Origin of the sequence: Calidifontibacillus erzurumensis (assembly GCF_013303125.1) — a bacterium.
GTDB lineage: Bacteria > Bacillota > Bacilli > Bacillales > Bacillaceae_J > Calidifontibacillus > Calidifontibacillus erzurumensis.
The window spans coordinates 223284-243139 of the sequence record NZ_JABTTE010000002.1; the positions used below are offsets into that span (position 1 = coordinate 223284).

The window sequence follows — 19856 nt, forward strand, 5'->3', positions numbered from 1 at the left end:
ATGGTAGTAGGTGATTTTCCAATTGAAACAGATACGCTCGTTGTAGGATCCGGTCCTGGGGGATATGTTGCAGCCTTACGGGCTGCCCAACTTGGCCAAAAAGTAACGATTGTTGAAAAAGAAAATTTAGGGGGGGTATGCCTTAACGTTGGCTGCATCCCTTCAAAAGCGCTTATTTCAGCAAGCCATCGCTATGAAACCGCGAAACATTCAAAAGACATAGGAATTTATGTTGAAAATATAAAAGTTGATTTCGAAAAGGTTCAAGAATGGAAAAAGAGCATTGTTGATAAACTGACCAATGGCGTTGGAGCGCTGCTAAAGGGAAATAAAGTTGATATTGTTAAAGGAGAAGCTTATTTTGTTGATGCAAATTCAGTACGGGTCATGAGCGAGAAATCGGCTCAAACGTATAATTTTAAACATGCGATCATTGCGACTGGGTCAAGACCAATCGAACTGCCTAACTTTAAATTTTCCAAACGTGTTCTCGATTCGACTGGTGCACTGCAACTAGCGGAAATACCGAAAAAAATGATTGTGATTGGCGGCGGTTATATAGGAATCGAACTTGGGACTGTCTTTGCTAATTTTGGCACTGAAATTACGATTTTGGAAGCAGGCGGTGAAATTCTATCAGGTTTTGAAAAACAAATGAGCGCTGTTGTTAAAAAACGTTTAAAAAACAAAGGCAATGTTGAAATATATACAAAGGCTTTAGCTCAAAATGTAGAAGAAACGGAAACAGGTGTGAAAGTAACATTTGAAGCTGGCAGAGATCGTAAAACAGTTGAAGCCAATTATGTACTCGTTACTGTAGGACGGAAACCAAATACAACAGAAATTGGTTTAGAAAATATAGGTATTAAAATGACCGAACGAGGTCTCATCGAGATTGATAAACAATGCAGGACGTCTATTCCGAATATTTATGCGATAGGTGATATTGTTTCCGGACCTCCCCTTGCCCATAAAGCTTCTTATGAAGGGAAAATTGCTGCTGAAGCAATTGCAGGACAACCGTCTGAAATCGACTATCGGGCGATTCCAGCGGTCGTCTTTTCTGATCCGGAATGTGCTTCTGTAGGCTATTTCGAGCATGAGGCTAAAGAAAAAGGAATAGATGTTATGACTGCTAAATTCCCGTTTGCTGCCAATGGACGTGCGCTTGCATTAAACGAAACAGACGGTTTTATAAAACTCGTTTCAAGAAAGAGCGATGGTTTGTTGATTGGTGCTCAAATCGTTGGTGCGAATGCGTCTGATATGATTGCGGAACTAGGATTAGCCATTGAAGCAGGCATGACGGTTGAAGATATTGCTTTAACGATCCACGCTCATCCAACTTTAGGAGAAATGGCAATGGAAGCTGCAGAAGTAGCGCTCGGAACTCCTATTCACATAATAAAATAATGAGTTTTTAAACAAAAAAAGAGCTGTTTCAAGTGATTGAAACAGCTTTTTAAATTACTTATAAGTTTTTTCTTTATTATTCAATGGCATTCATTAGGTGATTCATAATTTCTCTTTTACTTTTCTTGCCTTCAATCCGTGTCTTTTCTTCTCCATCTTTTATAACGATTAAAGTAGGGTAGACACTTACATTGAACTTTTTAATTTTTTCATTTTTATTTGTGGACTGTACAAGGATTACATCCGCCATTTCATTAGGAAACTTTTTTCTAAGATCAAGTAGGACATCATAATAATTATTTTCTAGCCTAATTTTTTCTTCATCAGAAAAAAACAAGAGAGTATAGCCTTCACTGTCCAATTTGATTTTAGATACTGCATCACTATCGACTGTGTTGCAGGCTGATAAAAAAAACACGGATAAAAATATCAATCCAAGTTTCTTTTTCATAATGTTGCTCACTTCTTTCTGAAAGAGAAATTAGAACACCCATGCCTATGTCATATTTTATCATTCATTTTAAAAAGTGGAAGGTTTGTCATCTATTTGTTACATAAATGAAAAATTTAGAAATACTAGATATAGTTGTGAAATAAAAATGACGGAATTGTATTGAAATAAACTAGTGCTTTATTTTTCATACCTATACTATAATGTAAAAAAAGTAAAATTTGGTAGTGTCAAAAGTTTTATGAAAACTGAAGCTTTTCAACAGATGCTACCAAATTGGATTGGCGGTGATACCCGTAATCGCTCTTGACAAACAGTCGAAAAAGGTTGCGAAAAGAGTAACAAGGGCGAAGGGAACAAAAGATAGGCATGACAAATAACCCTTGACATTTACCAATTTTAACCTTTTTCTCCGTTCAGTTTGTCAAGAGTTCGCTACGCCGATTACTGATTAAGGGCTCTGCAAAACAAAAGTTAGGCTGTTTGCTCGATAATCCATTGTTGGGCTAATTCAATGAGTTTTGTCCAACGTCCAGGCATAGTAGTTATTTTCTCAAGTGCTGGATTCACAACAGGTACTTTACCTTCAAGTGCTGAATGTGGTCTTAGAAAGTTAAAGTAAGCTACAAATAAGGTTACAAAGGCAACAGACCCATTTTCAGATCCAAAGCCATGCGTCGACCTATAATTGCCCTTAAAAGTGCGATTCAGTCTTTCGATGATTTGCTTTAGCGGTCTGTATTCTGCTGAAACAGGGTCCTCATTTGTTAGCCCAATCACTTGCTTAACATCAAACCAAATATCATGTTGGGCAAAGAAATGTTGGGCTAGTAGATATATTGGATTCCCATCGACAATAAATGTGAGGTCTTCTGGAATCTTCTTCATTTTCACAAGCACTTCATCTATCGCACGAATAGCTGATACTGTATCCCGGTTTGGAGAAACCGGATAGGACAGGATGCTTTTCTTTACTGCATCGAAGAAGAAGAAAAGATAATGCCAGCGCCCATTTACACGGATATAGGTTTCATCGCCACAGAATTGACCTGAAAGCTCATAAGGATAGTAATCTATGTAAGGTTTTAACGTGAGAGCTACACTTTTCTCGTAATTCAAAATGGTTTGATGAGAAATATGAATGCCATGTACATCCTTCATGAGTGCAGCTGTTTTACGGGCAGATAAGCCATAGTTCACATGATAAGTCAAGATGAGTCCCAAGGTATGAGAAGACACATAAATACGAGATAAATCCACTTTCGGTTTCTTTGGTGATTCCTTGGATAAAGGTTTATAATCAATCCGAAATTCACGGTAAATGTATCTTACCTTAAATGCTTGAGGATCCTTTTTAAATTGTTTTTTCTCTTTTTTGGACATTCCAGTTATCTTGTTCTTGTAGTAAGAGCAATTATTGTTTTTACACTTGTACACGTTGAAATATTTCCGTTCCTTAATCTTTTCAAGAGGCTTTGAACAATGAGGACATTTCAGAGTTAGCTCTTTAAGAAAGCGATTCTTTTTACTAAATAGACATTGGCACACCTTACATTGATACTGTCCTTTTCCACCGTTATTAGCATAAAGATAATCGGATGGAGCACCACACCGTGGACAGTTTAGTGAGGTTGGCACTGGGGTCGAAGTTTTTCGCCTTTTTACAGGTTTTAAGGGCTTTCCATTGGTCTCTAAGAATTCTTGTAAAAGTAGTTGATAGTCCAATTTCTCATAAGTTTCGATCATCGGAAGATCATCCACCTGCAGTTTACGATATGGTTTGTTTACAGGTGTTTCTTCTGGTTTATTAAAAAGACTTTTCCCTGTCAAAAGGGTAAGCAATGTTCGAATGATTTGTTCTTGATAGTTTATAAATGTTAGTAAATAGGTTATAATGTGAGGGTACAACTTGCCACTTCCTTTTTTAGGTTGGTGTTTGGTGTGGTAACCTCACTATGACCTAAAATTTAGGGAGTGGCAATTTTTTTGCTCAAAAAGCCCTCTATTATAGGATTTATTAACTTATTTTCTATATAAAGTTTTGACATTACGTAAAATTTCATGGGGGATATTTAATGAAATGGGGAGTTTATCTTTATTTAATATTAATATTATTACTTCTTACAGCTTGTGCGTATAAAATGGATTCTAATTCTTTAATAGAAGATGAGAATACTAGTGTTGATCATAAAATGGAGACTAGCGCAGAGGATAGAGAGAATAATAAAGATGAAGATGAACATAAGGGGGAGGATATGCAAAATAATGAAATGATCGAAATAGAAAAGCCAAAATATAGGGTAAACCCAACTTCATTTGCTGTTGAGCCTTTGAATGAAAGCAATGAGAACGTAGTGCTCTTGACCATTGATGATGCTCCGGATAAACATGCACTAGAAATGGCAAAAATTTTAAAACAATTAAATGTACAAGCGATATTTTTTGTGAATGGGCATTTTTTGAAAACTGACGAACAAAAAGCGGTCTTAAAGGAAATATATGATATGGGCTTTATGATTGGCAATCATACGATGACTCATGCAAATTTAAAAAAATTACCAAAGGAAAAACAATATGAAGAAATTGTAAAGTTAAATGATTTGGTTGAAGAAATTACCGGAGAAAGACCAAAATTTTTCAGAGCCCCGTTTGGAGCAAATACAGATTTTAGTAGGCAAATTGTACTTGAAGAAAAAATGGTTTTAATGAACTGGACTTATGGGTATGATTTTTTGGAACCGTATATGACAAAAGATGCAATTAGAGAGATAATGGTAAATACAAATTTGCTTCAAGATGGCGCTAATTTATTAATGCATGACCGAGAATGGACAAAGGACGCTTTAAAAGATATCGTGATCGGTTTAAAGAACAAAGGATTTGAAATAGTCGATCCACATGTGATAGAAACGATTCATTAATTTAAGATACATACAATGCCTCCATTAGGGGGCATTTGTTATTTGTATATTCAAGGCACAAACAGGAAAAAATGTCATGTTGAAAAGAGATGACAGGAGCGTGGTATTTTGAGGCAACTGCTCTTAATTCTAGTGTTGCTATTATGTATTAGCGCTTGCAAAAATACGAATGATGATCAAACTAGAGCAAAGGAAAGAGACGAACAATTTGTTCAAATTGACCTGTCGGAAAAATGGGGGGAAATCCCTCATAAAATGATCAACAATCAAATGTATATACAAGTGCGTCCTTTCATTGACTTCATGAAAGGACATGCTCTTTTTGACAATGTCAATCAAACACTTGAACTGAAAATTGGAGAAAACCGCTATTTTTTTACTTTAGGACTTCCAGTTTTAGAAAAGGATGGACTATTTTTGCCATGTCCAAAAGATGTTTTTGTCATTCGAAATAATAATACATGGATATTACAGCAATTTCTTATTGATACGGTCGGATTTACAACAAAAATGGAGAATAATCGCTTTTTCGTGAAAATGCCTGATATGGCAAAAGAAACAATGATTGATGAAGCAAGTAATCAGACTGTACTTGGTAATGTGGAAAATGTTATCCAATTGTTAAACGTACTGGAAAAGCCGATCAAAGGAGCGCAAGTGGCAACCATTCCTACTCACTTACCTGGCGCCAAAAGAACCTATCGTCATGGTGTTCATGAAGGGATTGATTGGTATGGATATGCATCAGGGGTGCCGATTGACCGTGCAACAGAAGTATATGCTATGTATGATGGAATTGTAATTCGTGCTGACCACGAATATGAGCCATACAAGTCTGAAAGAGAGAGAAATAATGATTTGCAACTTGCTGCAAAAGCGGGGTTTACACCTGCTTATATTTTAGACCGTTTAAGGGGAAGACAAGTTTGGATTCAATATGAGAATGGACTTCAGGCACGATTCGCACATTTAGACAAAATTAATGAAGATCTTCAAGTTGGGGACGTTGTAAATGCAAATACTTTGATTGGCTATGTGGGCAATTCTGGGACAAGCGGTGAGGTAAAAGGAAATCAATCGGAACTTCATCTTCATTTAGATTTGTTATATAAAGGGGAATTGTTTTGGAAAGGGCTGACAACAAAAGAAATCGAAGAAGTTTTACAAGCAGTTTTTTCCAACAAAAAAGGCTAGTCCATCGGCTAGCCTTTATTTTTTATCATAAAAATACATAATTCTTCCATTAAATAGATGAAGTTCCCCATTCAATTTTCGGGCTAAAAATTTGGCAAATTCATTTGCTTTATTTTTATCTCCGTAAGTTGCAGTTTCTGGGAGAGCAATTTGAATAAAATTTTGCTGGCGTGTGCCATTTTCATCTTCAACTTCTTCTGAACCAACCCCTAATAAAATAAAGTTATAGCGATCTTTTATTCCTTTTAAGTAAAACCATTGGCCGTTTGCATCTTCCCGTTCTTTTATTTCATATGGAAAAGCGTTTTCTTCATATTCCCAACCCAATTGTTCTCCAGTTTTACTTGTAATCTCCTTATAATAATTGAAATAATCTTTCAGTTCTTCTAATGTTACTTCTTGCTTAATGGATGCTGGTACTAGTTTTATGTATGCAGTTCTTGACATATCCTATCCCCCTCAAAACCGTTAGCTGACGCTCCGTTTTCTATGATAGCATTTTTTCAATGCTGTTTACAACTGGGAATTAGGAACGAGTGATTTGTCAAAAAAACATATATTTTTTTAAAAGTTCATAAAATAGAAACATTCACAATGTGAAATGTATTGAATATTGAAAATTTTATCGTTACAATAAAAATAAAAACATTGTGAATAAAATCACAAATTGATAAAGGAGGGGGAACAAAATGGCTACCATTGAAAGGCTTTATGATGAAAGTGAAACGACCAAAGTTCGATTCATTGGATTTTCAACTGATGATTTCCGTTATGATTTTGGCATTATATACACCAATCAATTTTTTGGGAAACCAATGGTTGTATGTATGCAGTCTGGTTGTTCTACTCTTCTTGATGGAGAAGATATTCAAGATTACGAACAGTTAAAAAAGATTTTCCGCTTAAAAAATGATAAACAAGCAATGGATTTAGCCGTATTTTTTGAACAAAATTTACCGACTTCTCGTTTTGAAACCCAGTATGATTAAATATAAATCCTACTTTAGATGGAAACATTTATAAAATGTGCTATACGAAAAATGGCCTTGACAATAAATAGTATGACATAATATCATGAAAATATGATATATTAAAACGTTTCCATCTAAAAGGGGATGAATTCATGGGCACAATCGTTTGCCAAAATTGTGAAAGCACAATCGAACATTTTGAAGATGAAAAAGTAACGACTCTTTATGCGAAAAGTTGCGGATGTTGTGAACAAAAAGAAGAAAATTAAAACTTGTTTTTAGAATAATAAAAAGAGTATGGCGAAACCTGCCATACTCTTATTTTATTTAATCGGACTAAATTCTTTAATTACACGTAAATGGTTCAGACTTTCATCTTCTGGTCCCTGTACAGGTAAACCTACTTCTAAATTTTCTTTGGCATAATCGATGTTTTCTTTCGTAATAATTTCTCCAGGAATGAGAATTGGGATTCCAGGTGGATACACCATAATAAATTCAGCGCTAATTCTTCCGATGGATTCTTCTATCGGCACAACTTCTGTCTCCGCGTAAAATGCATCCCGAGGTGACAAAGCTAGACGTGGAATAGCTGGAACATGCACTTCAATCGCTTTTGTCTCTTTTGACGAAGACCTTCGACTTTCTGATAGGTCTCTTAATGCCTTGACTAAAATTTCAGTTTCTCTTTCAGTATCTCCTATTGTAATAATGCAAAGAATGTTATAAAGATCTGAAAGTTCAACTTCAATATTGTAATTTTCTCGCAGCCAAATTTCCGCTTCATAACCGGTCATACCTAAATCTTTAACAGAAATTATTAGTTTAGTAGGATCATAATCGTACGTCGCTTTCGTTCCAAGAATTTCTTTGCCAGCACAATAAAGATATGGTATTTCATTAATTTGCTTTCTTGTTGATTCAGCAAGACGAATCGCTTTATCGATCAGTTCCTTTCCTCTTGTTGCAAGCTGCCTGCGAGCACAATCGAGAGATGCTAATAATATATAGGAAGTTGATGTAGTTGTTAGCATGCTAATGATTGTTTGAACATGCTTGGCCGAAATCAAACCTTCCTTCACATTCAAAATGGAGCTTTGTGTCATGGAGCCGCCAAGTTTATGAACGCTTGTTGCTGCCATATCTGCACCAGCTTGCATGGCTGACATTGGCAAATCTTCGTGAAAATGAATATGAACACCGTGCGCTTCATCCACTAATACTGGAACATTATAAGAATGGGCGATGTCAACAATTTCTTTTAAATTAGCAGCAATGCCAAAATAAGTAGGATTAATGACTAATAGACCTTTGGCATCTGGATGAGCTTTAATCGCTTTTCGAACTGCATCTGTTGTGATGCCATGGGATATTCCCAAATTTTTATCAATGACTGGATGGATAAAAATAGGGGTCGCACCAGAGAAAATGATGGCTGACATAATTGATTTATGCACATTTCTAGGTACGATAATTTTGTCTCCCGGCTTACACACAGACATGATCATTGTCATAATTGCACCGCTTGTCCCTTGGACGGAAAAGAAAGTATGGTCTGCACCGAATGCTTCAGCTGCAAGTTTTTGTGCCTTTTGAATAATTCCATGCGGATGATGCAAATCATCTAAAGGTCCGATATTGATTAAGTCAATTGACAGTGCATTATTACCGATAAACTCTCTAAATTCAGGGTCAATTCCAGTTCCTTTTTTGTGACCTGGAATATGAAATTGAATGGGATTTTTTTTGGCATGTTCTAATAGTCCTGTAAAAAGGGGAGTTTCATTTTGATTCAAGTTAGACACCTCAATACGTTCAAGTTACATAAAACAAATAAATTTTATCAAATGCAATAAAATTTTCAAGAACAATTATTTTCCTCTATGTATCTTTTAAGAAATGGTAAGAAATACAATTCATGAAAGGAATTTTTATATACATATAGAACAATTAAAGAGAAAATTGTTATAGTTGAATTTTAAAGGGGGCCAATAAGTTGAACTGGAAAACAAAAATAACAGAAATGTTAGAAATTCAATACCCAATTATCCAAGGTGGGCTTGCATATTTGGCGTATTCTGAATTAGCTGCTGCTGTATCGAATGCCGGCGGTTTAGGGCAAATTACGGCAATGTCTCTTGAAACTCCAGATGATTTAAGAGAAGAAATCAAAAAAGTTAGAAAAATTACAGATAAACCTTTTGGAGTAAATTTTGCAATTGGCCAACATGGAAGAAGATTTGATCATATGCTTCAAGTAGCTATTGATGAAAAGGTCCCTGTCATCACGATGACGGGTGGGAATCCTGCACCAATGTTTGATATGTTAAAAGGTGTATCAGTCAAAAAGCTTGTATTAGTTGCTGCACGAAGGCAGGCAGAGAAAGCAGAAGAATTAGGAGCGGATGCTGTTATCGTTGTCGGTCAAGAAGGTGGGGGGCATCTTGGCAAAAATGATACGGGAACATTTGTATTGGTACCGCAAGTCGTTGATGCAGTGTCCATTCCAGTTGTTGCTTCAGGCGGAATCGGCGATGGCCGCGGTTTAATGGCAGCCTTAGCATTAGGTGCAGAAGGAATTGAAATGGGAACTAGATTTATTGCAACGAAAGAATGTGTACATGCCCATGAAAATTACAAAAGAAAGCTTGTTGAAGGAACGGAAAATGATACAATCGTTATTAAGCGTTCAATTGGCGCTCCGGCAAGAGCAATAGCGAGTGAGTTCACTGACAAAATTCTTGAACTTGAACAAAAATTCGGTGATTATGAGCATTTAAAAGATTATATTAGCGGTGAAGCTAACAAACGGTATATCTATGAAGGAAATGAAAAAGAAGGCTTCGGCTGGGCAGGTCAAGTGATGGGATTAATAAAAGATATTCCAACAGTGGACGAACTATTTAAACGGATGATAGCAGAAGCTGAATCAATTCGAAAAGTCTGGGCACAATGAGAAAAAGTAGAATTTTAAAAGCGTGGTGAAATCATTGCAGCAATATAGTTATCCTTTATCGGAAGACTGGTCTAAACAGGAAGTGATTGATGTTATTTATTTTTTTCAATGTATTGAAGAAGCGTATGAAAAAGGTATTATTCGTGAAAAACTGCTTGCCGCATATAGGCGTTTTAAAGAAATTGTGCCTTCCAAAGGGGAAGAAAAACAATTGTGCGGAAAGTTCGATAAGGCGACAGGATACTCTTGTTACCATACAATAAAAGAAGCTAGAGAAAAAAATGACGGACAAAAAATTAAAATGGAAGTTTAAGAAGGAGTGAAAAAGTGAGTTTACCAAGTTTTACAAAAGATGATTTTCAAATTTTTACTGTACCAGGCCTAGAACAAAGAATGGAATTGATCCGTTCTCATATTCAGCCGAAATTTCAAGCAATTGGTTCCAATCTTGTTAGTGAGCTCGAAATGAAATTGGGAAATGATATGTATTTACATATTGCCAAACATGCAAGAAGGACGGTTAATCCGCCAAATGATACGTGGCTTGCAATTGCCCATGATAAACGAGGATACAAAAAGCATCCTCATTTTCAAGTAGGCTTATTTGATGATCATGTCTTTGTGTGGCTTGCTTTTATTTATGAATTACCTAATAAAAAACAAATTGGTCAAGCTCTCTTAGATCAAATTCAATTAATTAAAGAACTTCCTGAAGACTATGTTATTTCTGTTGATCATACACAAAAGGATGCATTTCCGGTTACAAATGCAGATGAGATGGTTAAAGCTTTGGAACGTTTCCGAGATATTAAAAAAGGTGAATTTTTAATTGGAAAACTATTTTCTACTGATGACCCTATCTTACAAAATGGGGATGAATTTATAAACACGGTAAAAAATATATTTTTTACACTACTACCAATATATAAAGTTTCGATGTCTGCTTAAAGTAGAAATGAATATGAATTATTTATTCACTTAAAAGATTGCCGCTTGCGAAAAACAAGCGGCTTTTTGAACTTCATAAAAAATTTCTTTTATGTTCAGATTCATATTCGATTCTTCCCTATTCTGTACTAAAAAACAGCTTCTGAATTTAGAAAAACCTTCCTACTCAATCCCTACAATTATGTAGACGTTATCCTTCACAATATTAAATTTGATAATAAGGAATGGTTCTATTGTCCCACGATCACCACTTGCAAATGATTCTAGTAAGATCCAAAAAGGAATCGGCATAGGTGAATCCATTAATTTTGTTCCAAATCATTGTAGAAATTCATACTATATATCAAGAAAAAAAGTATTCATAAGAAATCGGCAATCATGAATAGTCAATAATTTTTCGAAAAGGGGTGTTGCGTGGTGAAGCAAGTGGTTAGGGTTTTAAAAAGAAATGAAGCGGAAAAAAGACTGCCAGTGTTAAAGTTAGAGATTGATTATGAATTGGCAACACTATATGATGCGATGATGGCGAATGATGAGGCACAAATTAGAAAATCAAAACTAATATTGGAACAATTCCGGCAAGAATTGCTCCGTTTACAAGCATAGACATTTTTTGACGAACCTAAAAATGGTTCGTTTTTTATGGACTGATCTGTGAAAGATTATACATATCGTAAAATTTCCTATATAATGAGAATTAATGGTAAATTCGATTTAGGAGGCAACAGTTTTGCAAAAACGCAATTTTGAACATCTTTTTAAATTTGCACGTGATTTGACAGTAGATGCTGGGGAACAAATTCGAACGTCTTTTCAGAAAGAGATAACGGTCGACTTTAAAGAAAATAGATCTGATCTTGTTACGAATATGGACAAGCAAATAGAAAGATTTTTCATAAAAAATATTCAAAAATCTTATCCGGATCATCGCATATTAGGTGAGGAAGGGTTTGGGGATAAAATTACTTCTCTCGATGGTACGATTTGGATTATCGATCCGATTGACGGAACGATGAATTTTGTTCATATGCAGCGCCATTTTGCCATTTCCGTAGCGATTTATCATAATGGTGAAGGAATTATCGGTTTGATTTATGATGTTGCTCAAAAAGACCTTTATTATGCAGTAAAAGGTCAAGGCGCTTTTTTGAATGATCGGAAGCTTCCGGCTTTGGGGTCAATTGACGTAGGAGATGCGGTAATTGGAGTCAATTCTGCTTGGGTTTTTGAAAAAAAACGGATTAAAGAAGGCATTATTCCGCACCTTATTAATAATTTAAGAGGGACTCGGTCATTCGGTTCCGCTGCTATTGAATTGGCTTATACTGCTTCAGGGAAAATTGATGGTTATATTTCATTGCGCCTATCACCATGGGATTATGCTGCTGGAAAGATCTTAATTGAAGAAGTGGGAGGAAAAATAAGTACGATCAACGGGGACCCTTTAACAATATTAACGAAACAATCACCTGTATTTGCAGCAAAGCCGGGGTTACATGAATCCATATTGAAAAATTTTTTAATAAAATAAGGGAGTTTCTTCTTAAATATAGAAAAGTAAAAAAGGAGCAGTTCATGATCCATTTGTGATCTGAACAGCTCCCATTTTTATAATTTATTGGCTTGGCGCATTTTTTTCTTTAACATAAAACCAAATCCAATAATGGTAATGGATGCCAAACAAGAAATGATAATTCCAAAGAAGCTTCCTTCTGCAATAGCAACACCAATGGATCCTAACGAAATGACACCAATGATTGCCAAGCATAAAAATAAAAAGTTGATATTTTTCATATTGGTCAACTCCTCATTTCATTCAGTTAGTACATTTTTTTAATGTTATGTTATAATTTTTTAGTTGCAAATAATCAAACAATGTAATTTTAACTATAACACAAAATTGTATGAATATATAGGAGATGACTAGTTTGAAATTAAGAGAAGATATTAGAAATATTGCAATTATTGCCCACGTAGACCACGGAAAAACAACATTAGTAGACCAACTTTTGCGTCAATCCGGAACATTTCGTGCCAATGAGCAAGTGGAAGAAAGGGCTTTGGATTTTAATGACTTAGAAAAAGAACGCGGTATTACGATTTTGGCAAAAAATACGGCCATTCACTATAAAGATACGCGCATTAATATTTTAGATACACCAGGCCATGCTGATTTTGGCGGTGAAGTTGAACGGATTATGAAAATGGTGGATGGTGTCTTGCTTGTTGTAGACGCTTTTGAAGGTTGTATGCCGCAGACGCGCTTTGTATTGAAAAAAGCGTTGGAACAAAAATTGACGCCAATTGTTGTTATCAATAAAATTGACCGTGATTTTGCAAGACCGAAAGAAGTTGTGGACGAGGTCCTTGAATTGTTTATTGAGCTTGGTGCTGATGAAAATCAAATTGAATTTCCGGTCGTATATGCTTCTGCTATAAATGGGACAGCAAGTATGGATCCTGATAAACAAGATGAGGACATGACAGCGTTATTTGAAGCGATCATAAAATATATACCAGCTCCGATTGATAATCGAAAAGAACCTCTTCAATTTCAAGTTGCGCTTTTAGATTACAATGATTATGTAGGAAGAATTGGAATTGGACGTATTTTCCGCGGAACGATGAGAGTTGGACAACAAGTGGCTTTAATGAAGCTAGACGGATCAGTTAAGACGTTCCGTGTGACGAAAATGTTTGGCTTTATTGGTTTAAAACGGGTTGAAATAAACGAAGCTTATGCGGGTGACCTTGTTGCTGTTTCCGGAATGGAACAAATTAATGTTGGAGAAACAGTATGCCCAATTGAACATCAAGAAGCGCTGCCTCCTTTAAGAATTGATGAACCGACTTTGCAAATGACCTTTTTAGTAAATAACAGTCCATTTGCTGGCCGTGAAGGGAAGTGGATTACAAGCCGAAAACTGGAAGAAAGACTGCGCCAACAGCTAGAAACGGATGTTAGCTTGCGTGTCGAAAATACGGAATCACCAGATGCATGGATTGTTTCCGGAAGAGGAGAGCTCCATTTATCAATATTAATTGAAAATATGCGCCGGGAAGGGTATGAACTGCAAGTGTCCAAACCTGAGGTTATTATTCGTGAAATAGACGGCACCCTTTGCGAACCGGTTGAACGTGTTCAAATCAATGTACCCGAAGACTTCACTGGGGCTATTATTGAATCATTAGGTTCAAGAAAAGGCGAAATGTTAGATATGGCAAATGACGGGAATGGACAAGTTCAGTTGGAATTTATCGTCCCATCTAGAGGATTGATTGGTTATACGACTGAATTTTTGAGTCTCACACGCGGTTTAGGTATTTTAAACCATTCGTTTGACAGTTACCAACCGATTATTCCAGGTCAAGTAGGGGGCCGCAGACAAGGGGTTCTTGTGGCGATGGAAACAGGTAAAGCAACTGCTTACAGCATCCTTGCCCTTGAAGATCGTGGTGTCATTTTTGTAGAACCAGGTACGGAAGTATATGAAGGAATGATCGTTGGTGAACATACGCGTGAAAATGATTTAACCGTAAATATTACAAAAACGAAGCATGTTACAAATATTCGTTCATCAACGAAAGAATCAACGGAAAATATTAAAAAGCCAAGAATTATGACCCTAGAACAGTCGCTAGAGTTTTTAAATGATGATGAGTATTGTGAAGTTACACCTAAGTCAATTAGACTACGTAAAAAAATATTAGATAAAAACGAGCGGGAAAAAGCTGCTAAGAAAAAGAAATATGCTCAAGTAGAGTAAATAAATTTTGGGAAAAGGAAGGAGTGGTGGAGATGGAGGAAGTAACGAAATTGGATCCTTCGATGTTGTCGGCTTTTGCGGAACTCGTTGGTGTCCACCAAAATATTGAAAGGGGAATGCTTCTCCTTTATATTGCGATTGTCATTTTGTCAATTATCGTTTTTAACCTTGGTTTTGCCCAAAAACTTCCGATTTTAAAAACAATTATTATTTATATTTTATTACTGATCGGTTGTGCGCCCCTTACTTTATTAGGTGTGCGATTGCCAGTTGCTGAAGGTTTATTTATTACAGCCATCGTTTTAGGGATCTATAGATATCGATTGCACCTTCAAAGAAAAGATCAAAATAAAGCCTAAAATTGCTAAGGAGTTTTTGTTATGAAAAATTTACAAGATGCTTTTTACAACTGGTTAAGTATAAAAGTTGTTAGCAATGCAAGGCCAAATGATAAAGCAGCCCAAGAAACACTTGCATATTTTGACGCTGTTTTAAAGGAAGATTATCATGTAGAAAAAATTCTTCAGATAGAGGAAAAAGAAGATTTATATTATGTTCATTACATGCATCAAGGTGAAAAAAAATCGATGCGGTTTCCGAAAGAATTGGTTGATTTCATGCTGCAAGCGATAGAAAAAGAACCTCATAAATACCCTATTATTGAATAATAAAAGCTGGCAGGCGCAAATTTGGGTCTGCCAGCTTTTTTAGTCTAAAGATTGAAAGTCTGAGGCTGAGTTAGCAGTAAATAAAGGTGTTATTGCTGAAGGAATTTAAAGAAAGCACGTAACCACTTTAAATACTCATGCAACAGGAAATTCTAAAAAGGGTGCATCATAGGATGAGTTTACACAACAATACTAAAATCAAAATCCTTTTTGAGGGAATAAGGAAGTCAACTGGATTAAGAAATTGCTTTTTATATGGGTTGGGTTTTAATAATCATCCATTCGATAAACTATAAGCGGTTAAAATACTGCGGCATAAAAGCAATCTTGTAATAATAGAATTTGCTGTCAAAAAAAACAAGTAACGTACTAAAAATTAGTAAAGAAAAAATAATTTAGGAAAATATTCTTATTTCAAATTTTGAACTAATAAATGAACATAATATATTTAAAGCTGGGATCCAGCAAATAAAAATCAAAATATTATTTTTCGTAAGCCCGCCACCTTTCAATACTTCATTGCTTCCTCTATTCCCTAGTTGGACTTCGTTTTGCAAATTTTGTATTAGCGTAATTCCGGCAAAGTAAAAGAACTTCTCTATTATTTTGTTTATGCGTTAAAGAATGAATGATGTTACCATTCCTCTTTATCAATCCGATGTTTGTAAAGATTAAATTTTCCAGTTTTCATACGGTTTTCCGTTTTTATTCGAATTCTTTCGTTGCATTCATCACACATATATGTATGAATGGGTCTATTTCTTAATCTCTTTGCAAGCGGTAATTCGTCGTCAAGGATATCTATTTTATCGCAAAGAACGCATTTTACTCTCATATTTTGTTCACCTCGTTTTTATTATAAGTGAAAATAATAAGAAATTTAAGCAAATGGTTTTATTTGTTGGCAAAAAAGGTATAGTATGTAAATGTACAAATTTTGTGGAGGTAAGGTTATGGCACAACAAGTAGAACAACAATTAACAAGTGAACTTTTGGGTATTTTACAAAAGGAAAGATATGCAACGATTGCAACAGTGGATTTTGAAACTGGCGGTCCAAATGTGAATGCAATTTCTTGGGTATATGCACCTGGGCCAGAAAAAATTTATTTTGCTGTTGATAATCGATCTAGAATTGTTCAAAATATTAAAAATAATCCTAAAGTTGTTTTGACAACAATTGCTTTTGGTACGACATTTTCAATTAGTGGTGATGCCAATGTTAAAGTTGAAAAACTTGAGGGTGTACCTCTAAAATTGGCATTGATTGAAATCAAAATTCATGAAGTTCGTGATGTAATGTTTTACGGTTCAAAAATTTCTGCAGATGTTTCTTATGAAAAAACATATGATAAAGAAGCTGCTGAAAAATTAGACCGTCAAGTCATGGAAGCAATGAAAAAAGCTTAGATTGTGTAGTCTAGGGTGTTCCTAGACACACAAATCTAAGCTTTCTTTTTACATTTTAGAAGATGATTGTTCTTTTTTAATATTTTCTAATTGTTTTTCCTGCTTGTTTGACAGCTGTTTGTCATTTTGTTCAAGCGGATCTTCATTTTTATTGAGGTCTTGAGGAATTTGTGGCATCATTCTTCCGACTATAGCCGCTAATTCATTGATAATGCCTTCAATCGGTCTGCCATTTGCAATTTCATCTCTCATTTCCCTAAGTCTTTCTACAGTATCGGGATCGGCAACAACAACTGCGTTTGCACCTAATGGATCGTCTTTCAAAGCTTCAGCAACTGAATATTTAATCGAACCGACCCGTGACCGATCCAAATCTTTATCAACGTCAATCCCAATAACCGCATAGTCGCCTGCCACAACAACAGTTGCATCTTTCACATCAGGAACTCTTGCTGCTAAATTTGCTAAATATTCCGCCCTTTCTTCACCGTTTAATGTGTGGCGATTGGCATTATTCGTTTTTTGGCTAATTTCCATTGCATAATTTTGGTTATTTTCCCCTACAGATTCCTTTGATTCGTTTTGGGCACAACCAGCTATGATAAATAGCGCTAAAGCTAATATCCATAATTTCTGCACCGTTTCTCCAACCTTTCCATATAATTTAAATAATAATGGTTTTGGTTTAGTGTTTAATAATTCGTCTAAGTTTATTCAAGTTTTCATATATTTTAACGAGAGCGTCCGTCTACAAGATCTCCTTTAAACGAAAATAGAAAACAGATGGTCAGGAGGAGAAGCATTGAAAAAAATTTACGTCCTCGATACAAACGTATTACTTCAAGATCCACGTGCAATCTTTTCTTTTGAAGATAATGAAGTTGTCATTCCAGCAGTTGTTCTAGAAGAAGTTGATTCTAAAAAAAGAAATATGGATGAAATTGGAAGAAATGCTAGACAAGTATCCAAATTGATCGACCGTCTTCGAACTCAAGGAAAAATCCATCAAGGGATTCCTCTTGAAAATGGAGGGAGTTTTCGTATCGAACTAAACCATCGGTCGTTTATAAAGTTACAGGAAATATTTGATGAAAAAACAAACGACAACCGCATTCTTGCAGTTGCGTTAAATTTATATTTGGAAGAGCAAAAAAAAGAAAATGGGAGGCCTGTTATCCTTGTTAGCAAAGATGTATTAGTTAGGGTTAAGGCAGACGCAGTTGGATTAATGGCAGAAGATTTTTTAAGCGACCGTGTTGTAGAATTTGATGATAATATTTATTCAGGTTTTCAAATGGTTTATATTAGTCAAGATTTAATGAATGAGTTTTATGAAAAAGGGCAAATCGAAGTAGGTAAACTTCCTGCGTTTCATTATTATCCTAATCAATTCATTATTATGAAAGATGCTTTAGGGACATCACAATCCGCACTTGGTGTGATTGATGAAAATGTGAAATTAGTGAAAAAATGTTTGTACGAGAAAGAGCAAGTTTGGGGTATTAAAGCGCGAAATGTTCAACAAGTGATGGGAATTGAATTATTGCTTAGGCCGGATATCCCGCTTGTTACTCTAACAGGCAAAGCTGGTACAGGGAAAACGCTTCTAGCATTAGCAGCTGGATTATACCAAACTGAAGATTTAGGGCTTTATAAAAAATTATTGGTTGCTCGGCCGATTGTCCCAGTCGGAAAAGATATCGGATATTTGCCGGGGGAAAAAGAAGAAAAATTAAGGCCGTGGATGCAGCCGATTTACGATAATTTGGAATACTTATTTAATACAAAAAAACCGGGTGAGCTTGATGCCATATTGGCTGGCATGGGTTCTATCCAAGTGGAAGCCCTCACCTATATAAGGGGAAGGAGCATACCTGAACAATTTATTATTATTGATGAAGCCCAAAACTTATCGAAACATGAGGTAAAGACAATATTAACAAGGGTAGGAGAGAAAAGTAAAATTGTATTAATGGGTGACCCGGAACAAATTGACCATCCATACTTGGATGAGTATAATAACGGTTTAACCTATGTTGTCGAAAAATTTAAACAAGAAAAGATCAGCGGTCATGTGCGCTTCGTAAAAGGTGAGCGATCGTCGTTGGCTCAATTGGCAGCTGATTTACTGTAAATGGCCGCTAACATTGGGTCTTGAAAAGTGGAGGAAACGCCTGCTGTCTAAGAAGCGGCAGTCGTTCCTTCCCGTGAGCGCGAGTCAACCATAAGTTTACTTTACGATAAACTTTCTTATTTCCTTAATTGGGTCATTTAAATTGGAACCGTCACGGTAATATAAATAAATTGGACCATCTTCTTTTAATGGTTTACCGTTTATTGCAAAGCAGAGAATGGAATTTTGAATTTTTTCGATCGGTACTTCAATAGTTTTATCAGAACTAGTTTCAACAATGACGCTGCTGGCATTTTCAAGCGGCTCAGCATTATTGAAAAATGGTTTAAACTCCATTCCTAAATGATCCTTTAAACTTTCATCATTAAAATATTGGCCAAGGTCGAATTTTCGATCATCGAAAATCCATACGCTTGGATCAATCGTAAGTCTAAATTTAACATTCCCTTGAATTAAAACGATATTTTCCACTGTCAATCCCCACTCTCCATTTGTTCTTTAAAATACTTTCTTCCTAAAGTATAGAATGAATATGTTTGTTTGTCACATCAACAAATAGTACTTCCCTCTTGTTTTTTTCTATGATGGCAAAGTTCGCCTTCTAAACGTTATTTCTTGCAATTTTACCGATAAAACGATAAGATTTAAAGATAGAATGGACTTGTTTTTTATTGGAGGGATGTACGTGTCTTCAGATGTTGCCTTAAATCACAGAGAAAAGGCATATGCCCTTCTTAAGGCTGATGCTGATAAAATTTTAAAGTTAATAAAAGTACAAATGGACCATTTAACAATGCCTCAATGTCCTTTATATGAAGAAGTATTAGATACCCAAATGTTTGGGTTATCAAGGGAAATAGATTTTGCCGTTCGACTTGGGTTAGTTGATGAAATAGATGGAAAAAGGTTGCTTGAGTCGTTGGAAAGGGAGCTTTCAGCCCTTCATGAAGCTTCTTTAAAAAATAAGGAATAGGGCTGTCTTACAAGTACCTGCATGATTTAAAAAAAAAAATGAAGATCGTGG

The 19856-nt window shown here is 35.6% G+C and carries 24 protein-coding genes; 16 read left to right on the forward strand and 8 right to left on the reverse strand.

Annotated features, from left to right (window positions below; all coding sequences use genetic code 11):
- Nucleotides 1–1413, forward strand: coding sequence for a dihydrolipoyl dehydrogenase (lpdA, locus tag HR057_RS02920; RefSeq protein WP_173729904.1), 1413 nt, complete (start codon nt 1–3; stop codon nt 1411–1413).
- A 76-nt stretch (nt 1414–1489) separates the two neighbouring features.
- On the opposite strand, the gene HR057_RS02925 is transcribed toward lpdA, so the two are convergent.
- Both HR057_RS02925 and HR057_RS02930 read right to left on the reverse strand, forming a co-directional pair.
- Complete coding sequence (locus HR057_RS02925; protein WP_173729905.1) at nt 1490–1864, reverse strand: thioredoxin domain-containing protein; 375 nt, start codon at nt 1862–1864, stop codon at nt 1490–1492.
- 474 nt (nt 1865–2338) lie between these two features.
- Entirely contained in the window at nt 2339–3772 is a 1434-nt protein-coding gene (locus HR057_RS02930; protein WP_173729906.1) for a DDE-type integrase/transposase/recombinase, read from the reverse strand.
- Nucleotides 3773–3939: 167 nt separating this feature from the next.
- Here HR057_RS02930 and HR057_RS02935 point away from each other — a divergent pair, with 167 nt between their 5' ends.
- On the forward strand, nt 3940–4785 hold the full coding sequence (locus tag HR057_RS02935; RefSeq protein ID WP_173729907.1) for a polysaccharide deacetylase family protein: 846 nt from the start codon (nt 3940–3942) through the stop codon (nt 4783–4785).
- A 108-nt stretch (nt 4786–4893) separates the two neighbouring features.
- The gene (locus HR057_RS02940) at nt 4894–5979 is read left to right on the forward strand and encodes a M23 family metallopeptidase (protein ID WP_173729908.1); all 1086 of its coding nucleotides are present in this window, start codon (nt 4894–4896) and stop codon (nt 5977–5979) included.
- Between the two features lie 15 nt (nt 5980–5994).
- Here the strand turns inward: HR057_RS02940 and HR057_RS02945 are convergent, their stop codons facing one another.
- Nucleotides 5995–6426: a DUF1885 family protein gene (locus tag HR057_RS02945; RefSeq protein ID WP_173729909.1), complete on the reverse strand. Its 432-nt coding sequence runs from the start codon at nt 6424–6426 to the stop codon at nt 5995–5997.
- Nucleotides 6427–6668: 242 nt separating this feature from the next.
- On the opposite strand from HR057_RS02945, the gene HR057_RS02950 reads away from it, so the two are divergent.
- Nucleotides 6669–6968 (forward strand): DUF3055 domain-containing protein, encoded by a 300-nt coding sequence (locus HR057_RS02950; protein WP_173729910.1) that lies wholly within the window; start codon nt 6669–6671, stop codon nt 6966–6968.
- Nucleotides 6969–7102: 134 nt separating this feature from the next.
- Complete coding sequence (locus HR057_RS02955; protein ID WP_173729911.1) at nt 7103–7219, forward strand: GapA-binding peptide SR1P; 117 nt, start codon at nt 7103–7105, stop codon at nt 7217–7219.
- 54 nt (nt 7220–7273) lie between these two features.
- Here the strand turns inward: HR057_RS02955 and HR057_RS02960 are convergent, their stop codons facing one another.
- Nucleotides 7274–8746, reverse strand: a complete 1473-nt coding sequence (locus HR057_RS02960) for an aminotransferase class I/II-fold pyridoxal phosphate-dependent enzyme (RefSeq protein ID WP_173729912.1) — start codon at nt 8744–8746, stop codon at nt 7274–7276.
- A gap of 200 nt (nt 8747–8946) precedes the next feature.
- On the opposite strand from HR057_RS02960, the gene HR057_RS02965 reads away from it, so the two are divergent.
- From HR057_RS02965 to HR057_RS02985, 5 genes are all read left to right on the forward strand, one after another.
- Nucleotides 8947–9906, forward strand: coding sequence for an NAD(P)H-dependent flavin oxidoreductase (locus tag HR057_RS02965; RefSeq protein WP_173729913.1), 960 nt, complete (start codon nt 8947–8949; stop codon nt 9904–9906).
- Nucleotides 9907–9940: 34 nt separating this feature from the next.
- Complete coding sequence (locus HR057_RS02970; protein ID WP_173729914.1) at nt 9941–10219, forward strand: UPF0223 family protein; 279 nt, start codon at nt 9941–9943, stop codon at nt 10217–10219.
- Nucleotides 10220–10233: 14 nt separating this feature from the next.
- The gene (locus tag HR057_RS02975) at nt 10234–10854 is read left to right on the forward strand and encodes a YktB family protein (protein WP_173729915.1); all 621 of its coding nucleotides are present in this window, start codon (nt 10234–10236) and stop codon (nt 10852–10854) included.
- Between the two features lie 417 nt (nt 10855–11271).
- A complete protein-coding gene (locus HR057_RS02980) occupies nt 11272–11460 on the forward strand; it encodes a hypothetical protein (RefSeq protein ID WP_173729916.1) in 189 nt (62 codons plus the stop codon).
- Between the two features lie 124 nt (nt 11461–11584).
- Nucleotides 11585–12385: an inositol monophosphatase family protein gene (locus HR057_RS02985; RefSeq protein ID WP_173729917.1), complete on the forward strand. Its 801-nt coding sequence runs from the start codon at nt 11585–11587 to the stop codon at nt 12383–12385.
- Nucleotides 12386–12462: 77 nt separating this feature from the next.
- Here HR057_RS02985 and HR057_RS02990 read toward each other — a convergent pair whose 3' ends face one another.
- Nucleotides 12463–12648 (reverse strand): YlaF family protein, encoded by a 186-nt coding sequence (locus tag HR057_RS02990; protein ID WP_173729918.1) that lies wholly within the window; start codon nt 12646–12648, stop codon nt 12463–12465.
- 134 nt (nt 12649–12782) lie between these two features.
- Between HR057_RS02990 and typA the strand changes: the two genes are divergently transcribed.
- From typA to HR057_RS03005, 3 genes are read left to right on the forward strand one after another with little or no spacing between them, the layout of a single operon-like run.
- Nucleotides 12783–14621: a translational GTPase TypA gene (typA, locus tag HR057_RS02995; protein ID WP_173729919.1), complete on the forward strand. Its 1839-nt coding sequence runs from the start codon at nt 12783–12785 to the stop codon at nt 14619–14621.
- 32 nt (nt 14622–14653) lie between these two features.
- Nucleotides 14654–14980: a YlaH-like family protein gene (locus HR057_RS03000; protein WP_173729920.1), complete on the forward strand. Its 327-nt coding sequence runs from the start codon at nt 14654–14656 to the stop codon at nt 14978–14980.
- 21 nt (nt 14981–15001) lie between these two features.
- Nucleotides 15002–15289 (forward strand): hypothetical protein, encoded by a 288-nt coding sequence (locus tag HR057_RS03005; RefSeq protein WP_173729921.1) that lies wholly within the window; start codon nt 15002–15004, stop codon nt 15287–15289.
- Between the two features lie 634 nt (nt 15290–15923).
- On the opposite strand, the gene HR057_RS03010 is transcribed toward HR057_RS03005, so the two are convergent.
- Nucleotides 15924–16124 (reverse strand): YlaI family protein, encoded by a 201-nt coding sequence (locus HR057_RS03010; RefSeq protein ID WP_173729922.1) that lies wholly within the window; start codon nt 16122–16124, stop codon nt 15924–15926.
- Nucleotides 16125–16242: 118 nt separating this feature from the next.
- Here HR057_RS03010 and HR057_RS03015 point away from each other — a divergent pair, with 118 nt between their 5' ends.
- A complete protein-coding gene (locus tag HR057_RS03015; RefSeq protein WP_173729923.1) occupies nt 16243–16698 on the forward strand; it encodes a pyridoxamine 5'-phosphate oxidase family protein in 456 nt (151 codons plus the stop codon).
- 48 nt (nt 16699–16746) lie between these two features.
- Here the strand turns inward: HR057_RS03015 and HR057_RS03020 are convergent, their stop codons facing one another.
- Nucleotides 16747–17337, reverse strand: coding sequence for a YhcN/YlaJ family sporulation lipoprotein (locus tag HR057_RS03020; RefSeq protein WP_173729924.1), 591 nt, complete (start codon nt 17335–17337; stop codon nt 16747–16749).
- 163 nt (nt 17338–17500) lie between these two features.
- On the opposite strand from HR057_RS03020, the gene HR057_RS03025 reads away from it, so the two are divergent.
- Nucleotides 17501–18832: a PhoH family protein gene (locus HR057_RS03025; RefSeq protein ID WP_173729925.1), complete on the forward strand. Its 1332-nt coding sequence runs from the start codon at nt 17501–17503 to the stop codon at nt 18830–18832.
- Nucleotides 18833–18928: 96 nt separating this feature from the next.
- On the opposite strand, the gene HR057_RS03030 is transcribed toward HR057_RS03025, so the two are convergent.
- The gene (locus HR057_RS03030; RefSeq protein ID WP_173729997.1) at nt 18929–19303 is read right to left on the reverse strand and encodes a peptidyl-prolyl cis-trans isomerase; all 375 of its coding nucleotides are present in this window, start codon (nt 19301–19303) and stop codon (nt 18929–18931) included.
- A 208-nt stretch (nt 19304–19511) separates the two neighbouring features.
- On the opposite strand from HR057_RS03030, the gene HR057_RS03035 reads away from it, so the two are divergent.
- On the forward strand, nt 19512–19805 hold the full coding sequence (locus HR057_RS03035; RefSeq protein ID WP_196237828.1) for a YlaN family protein: 294 nt from the start codon (nt 19512–19514) through the stop codon (nt 19803–19805).
- Nucleotides 19806–19856 lie beyond the last annotated feature (51 nt).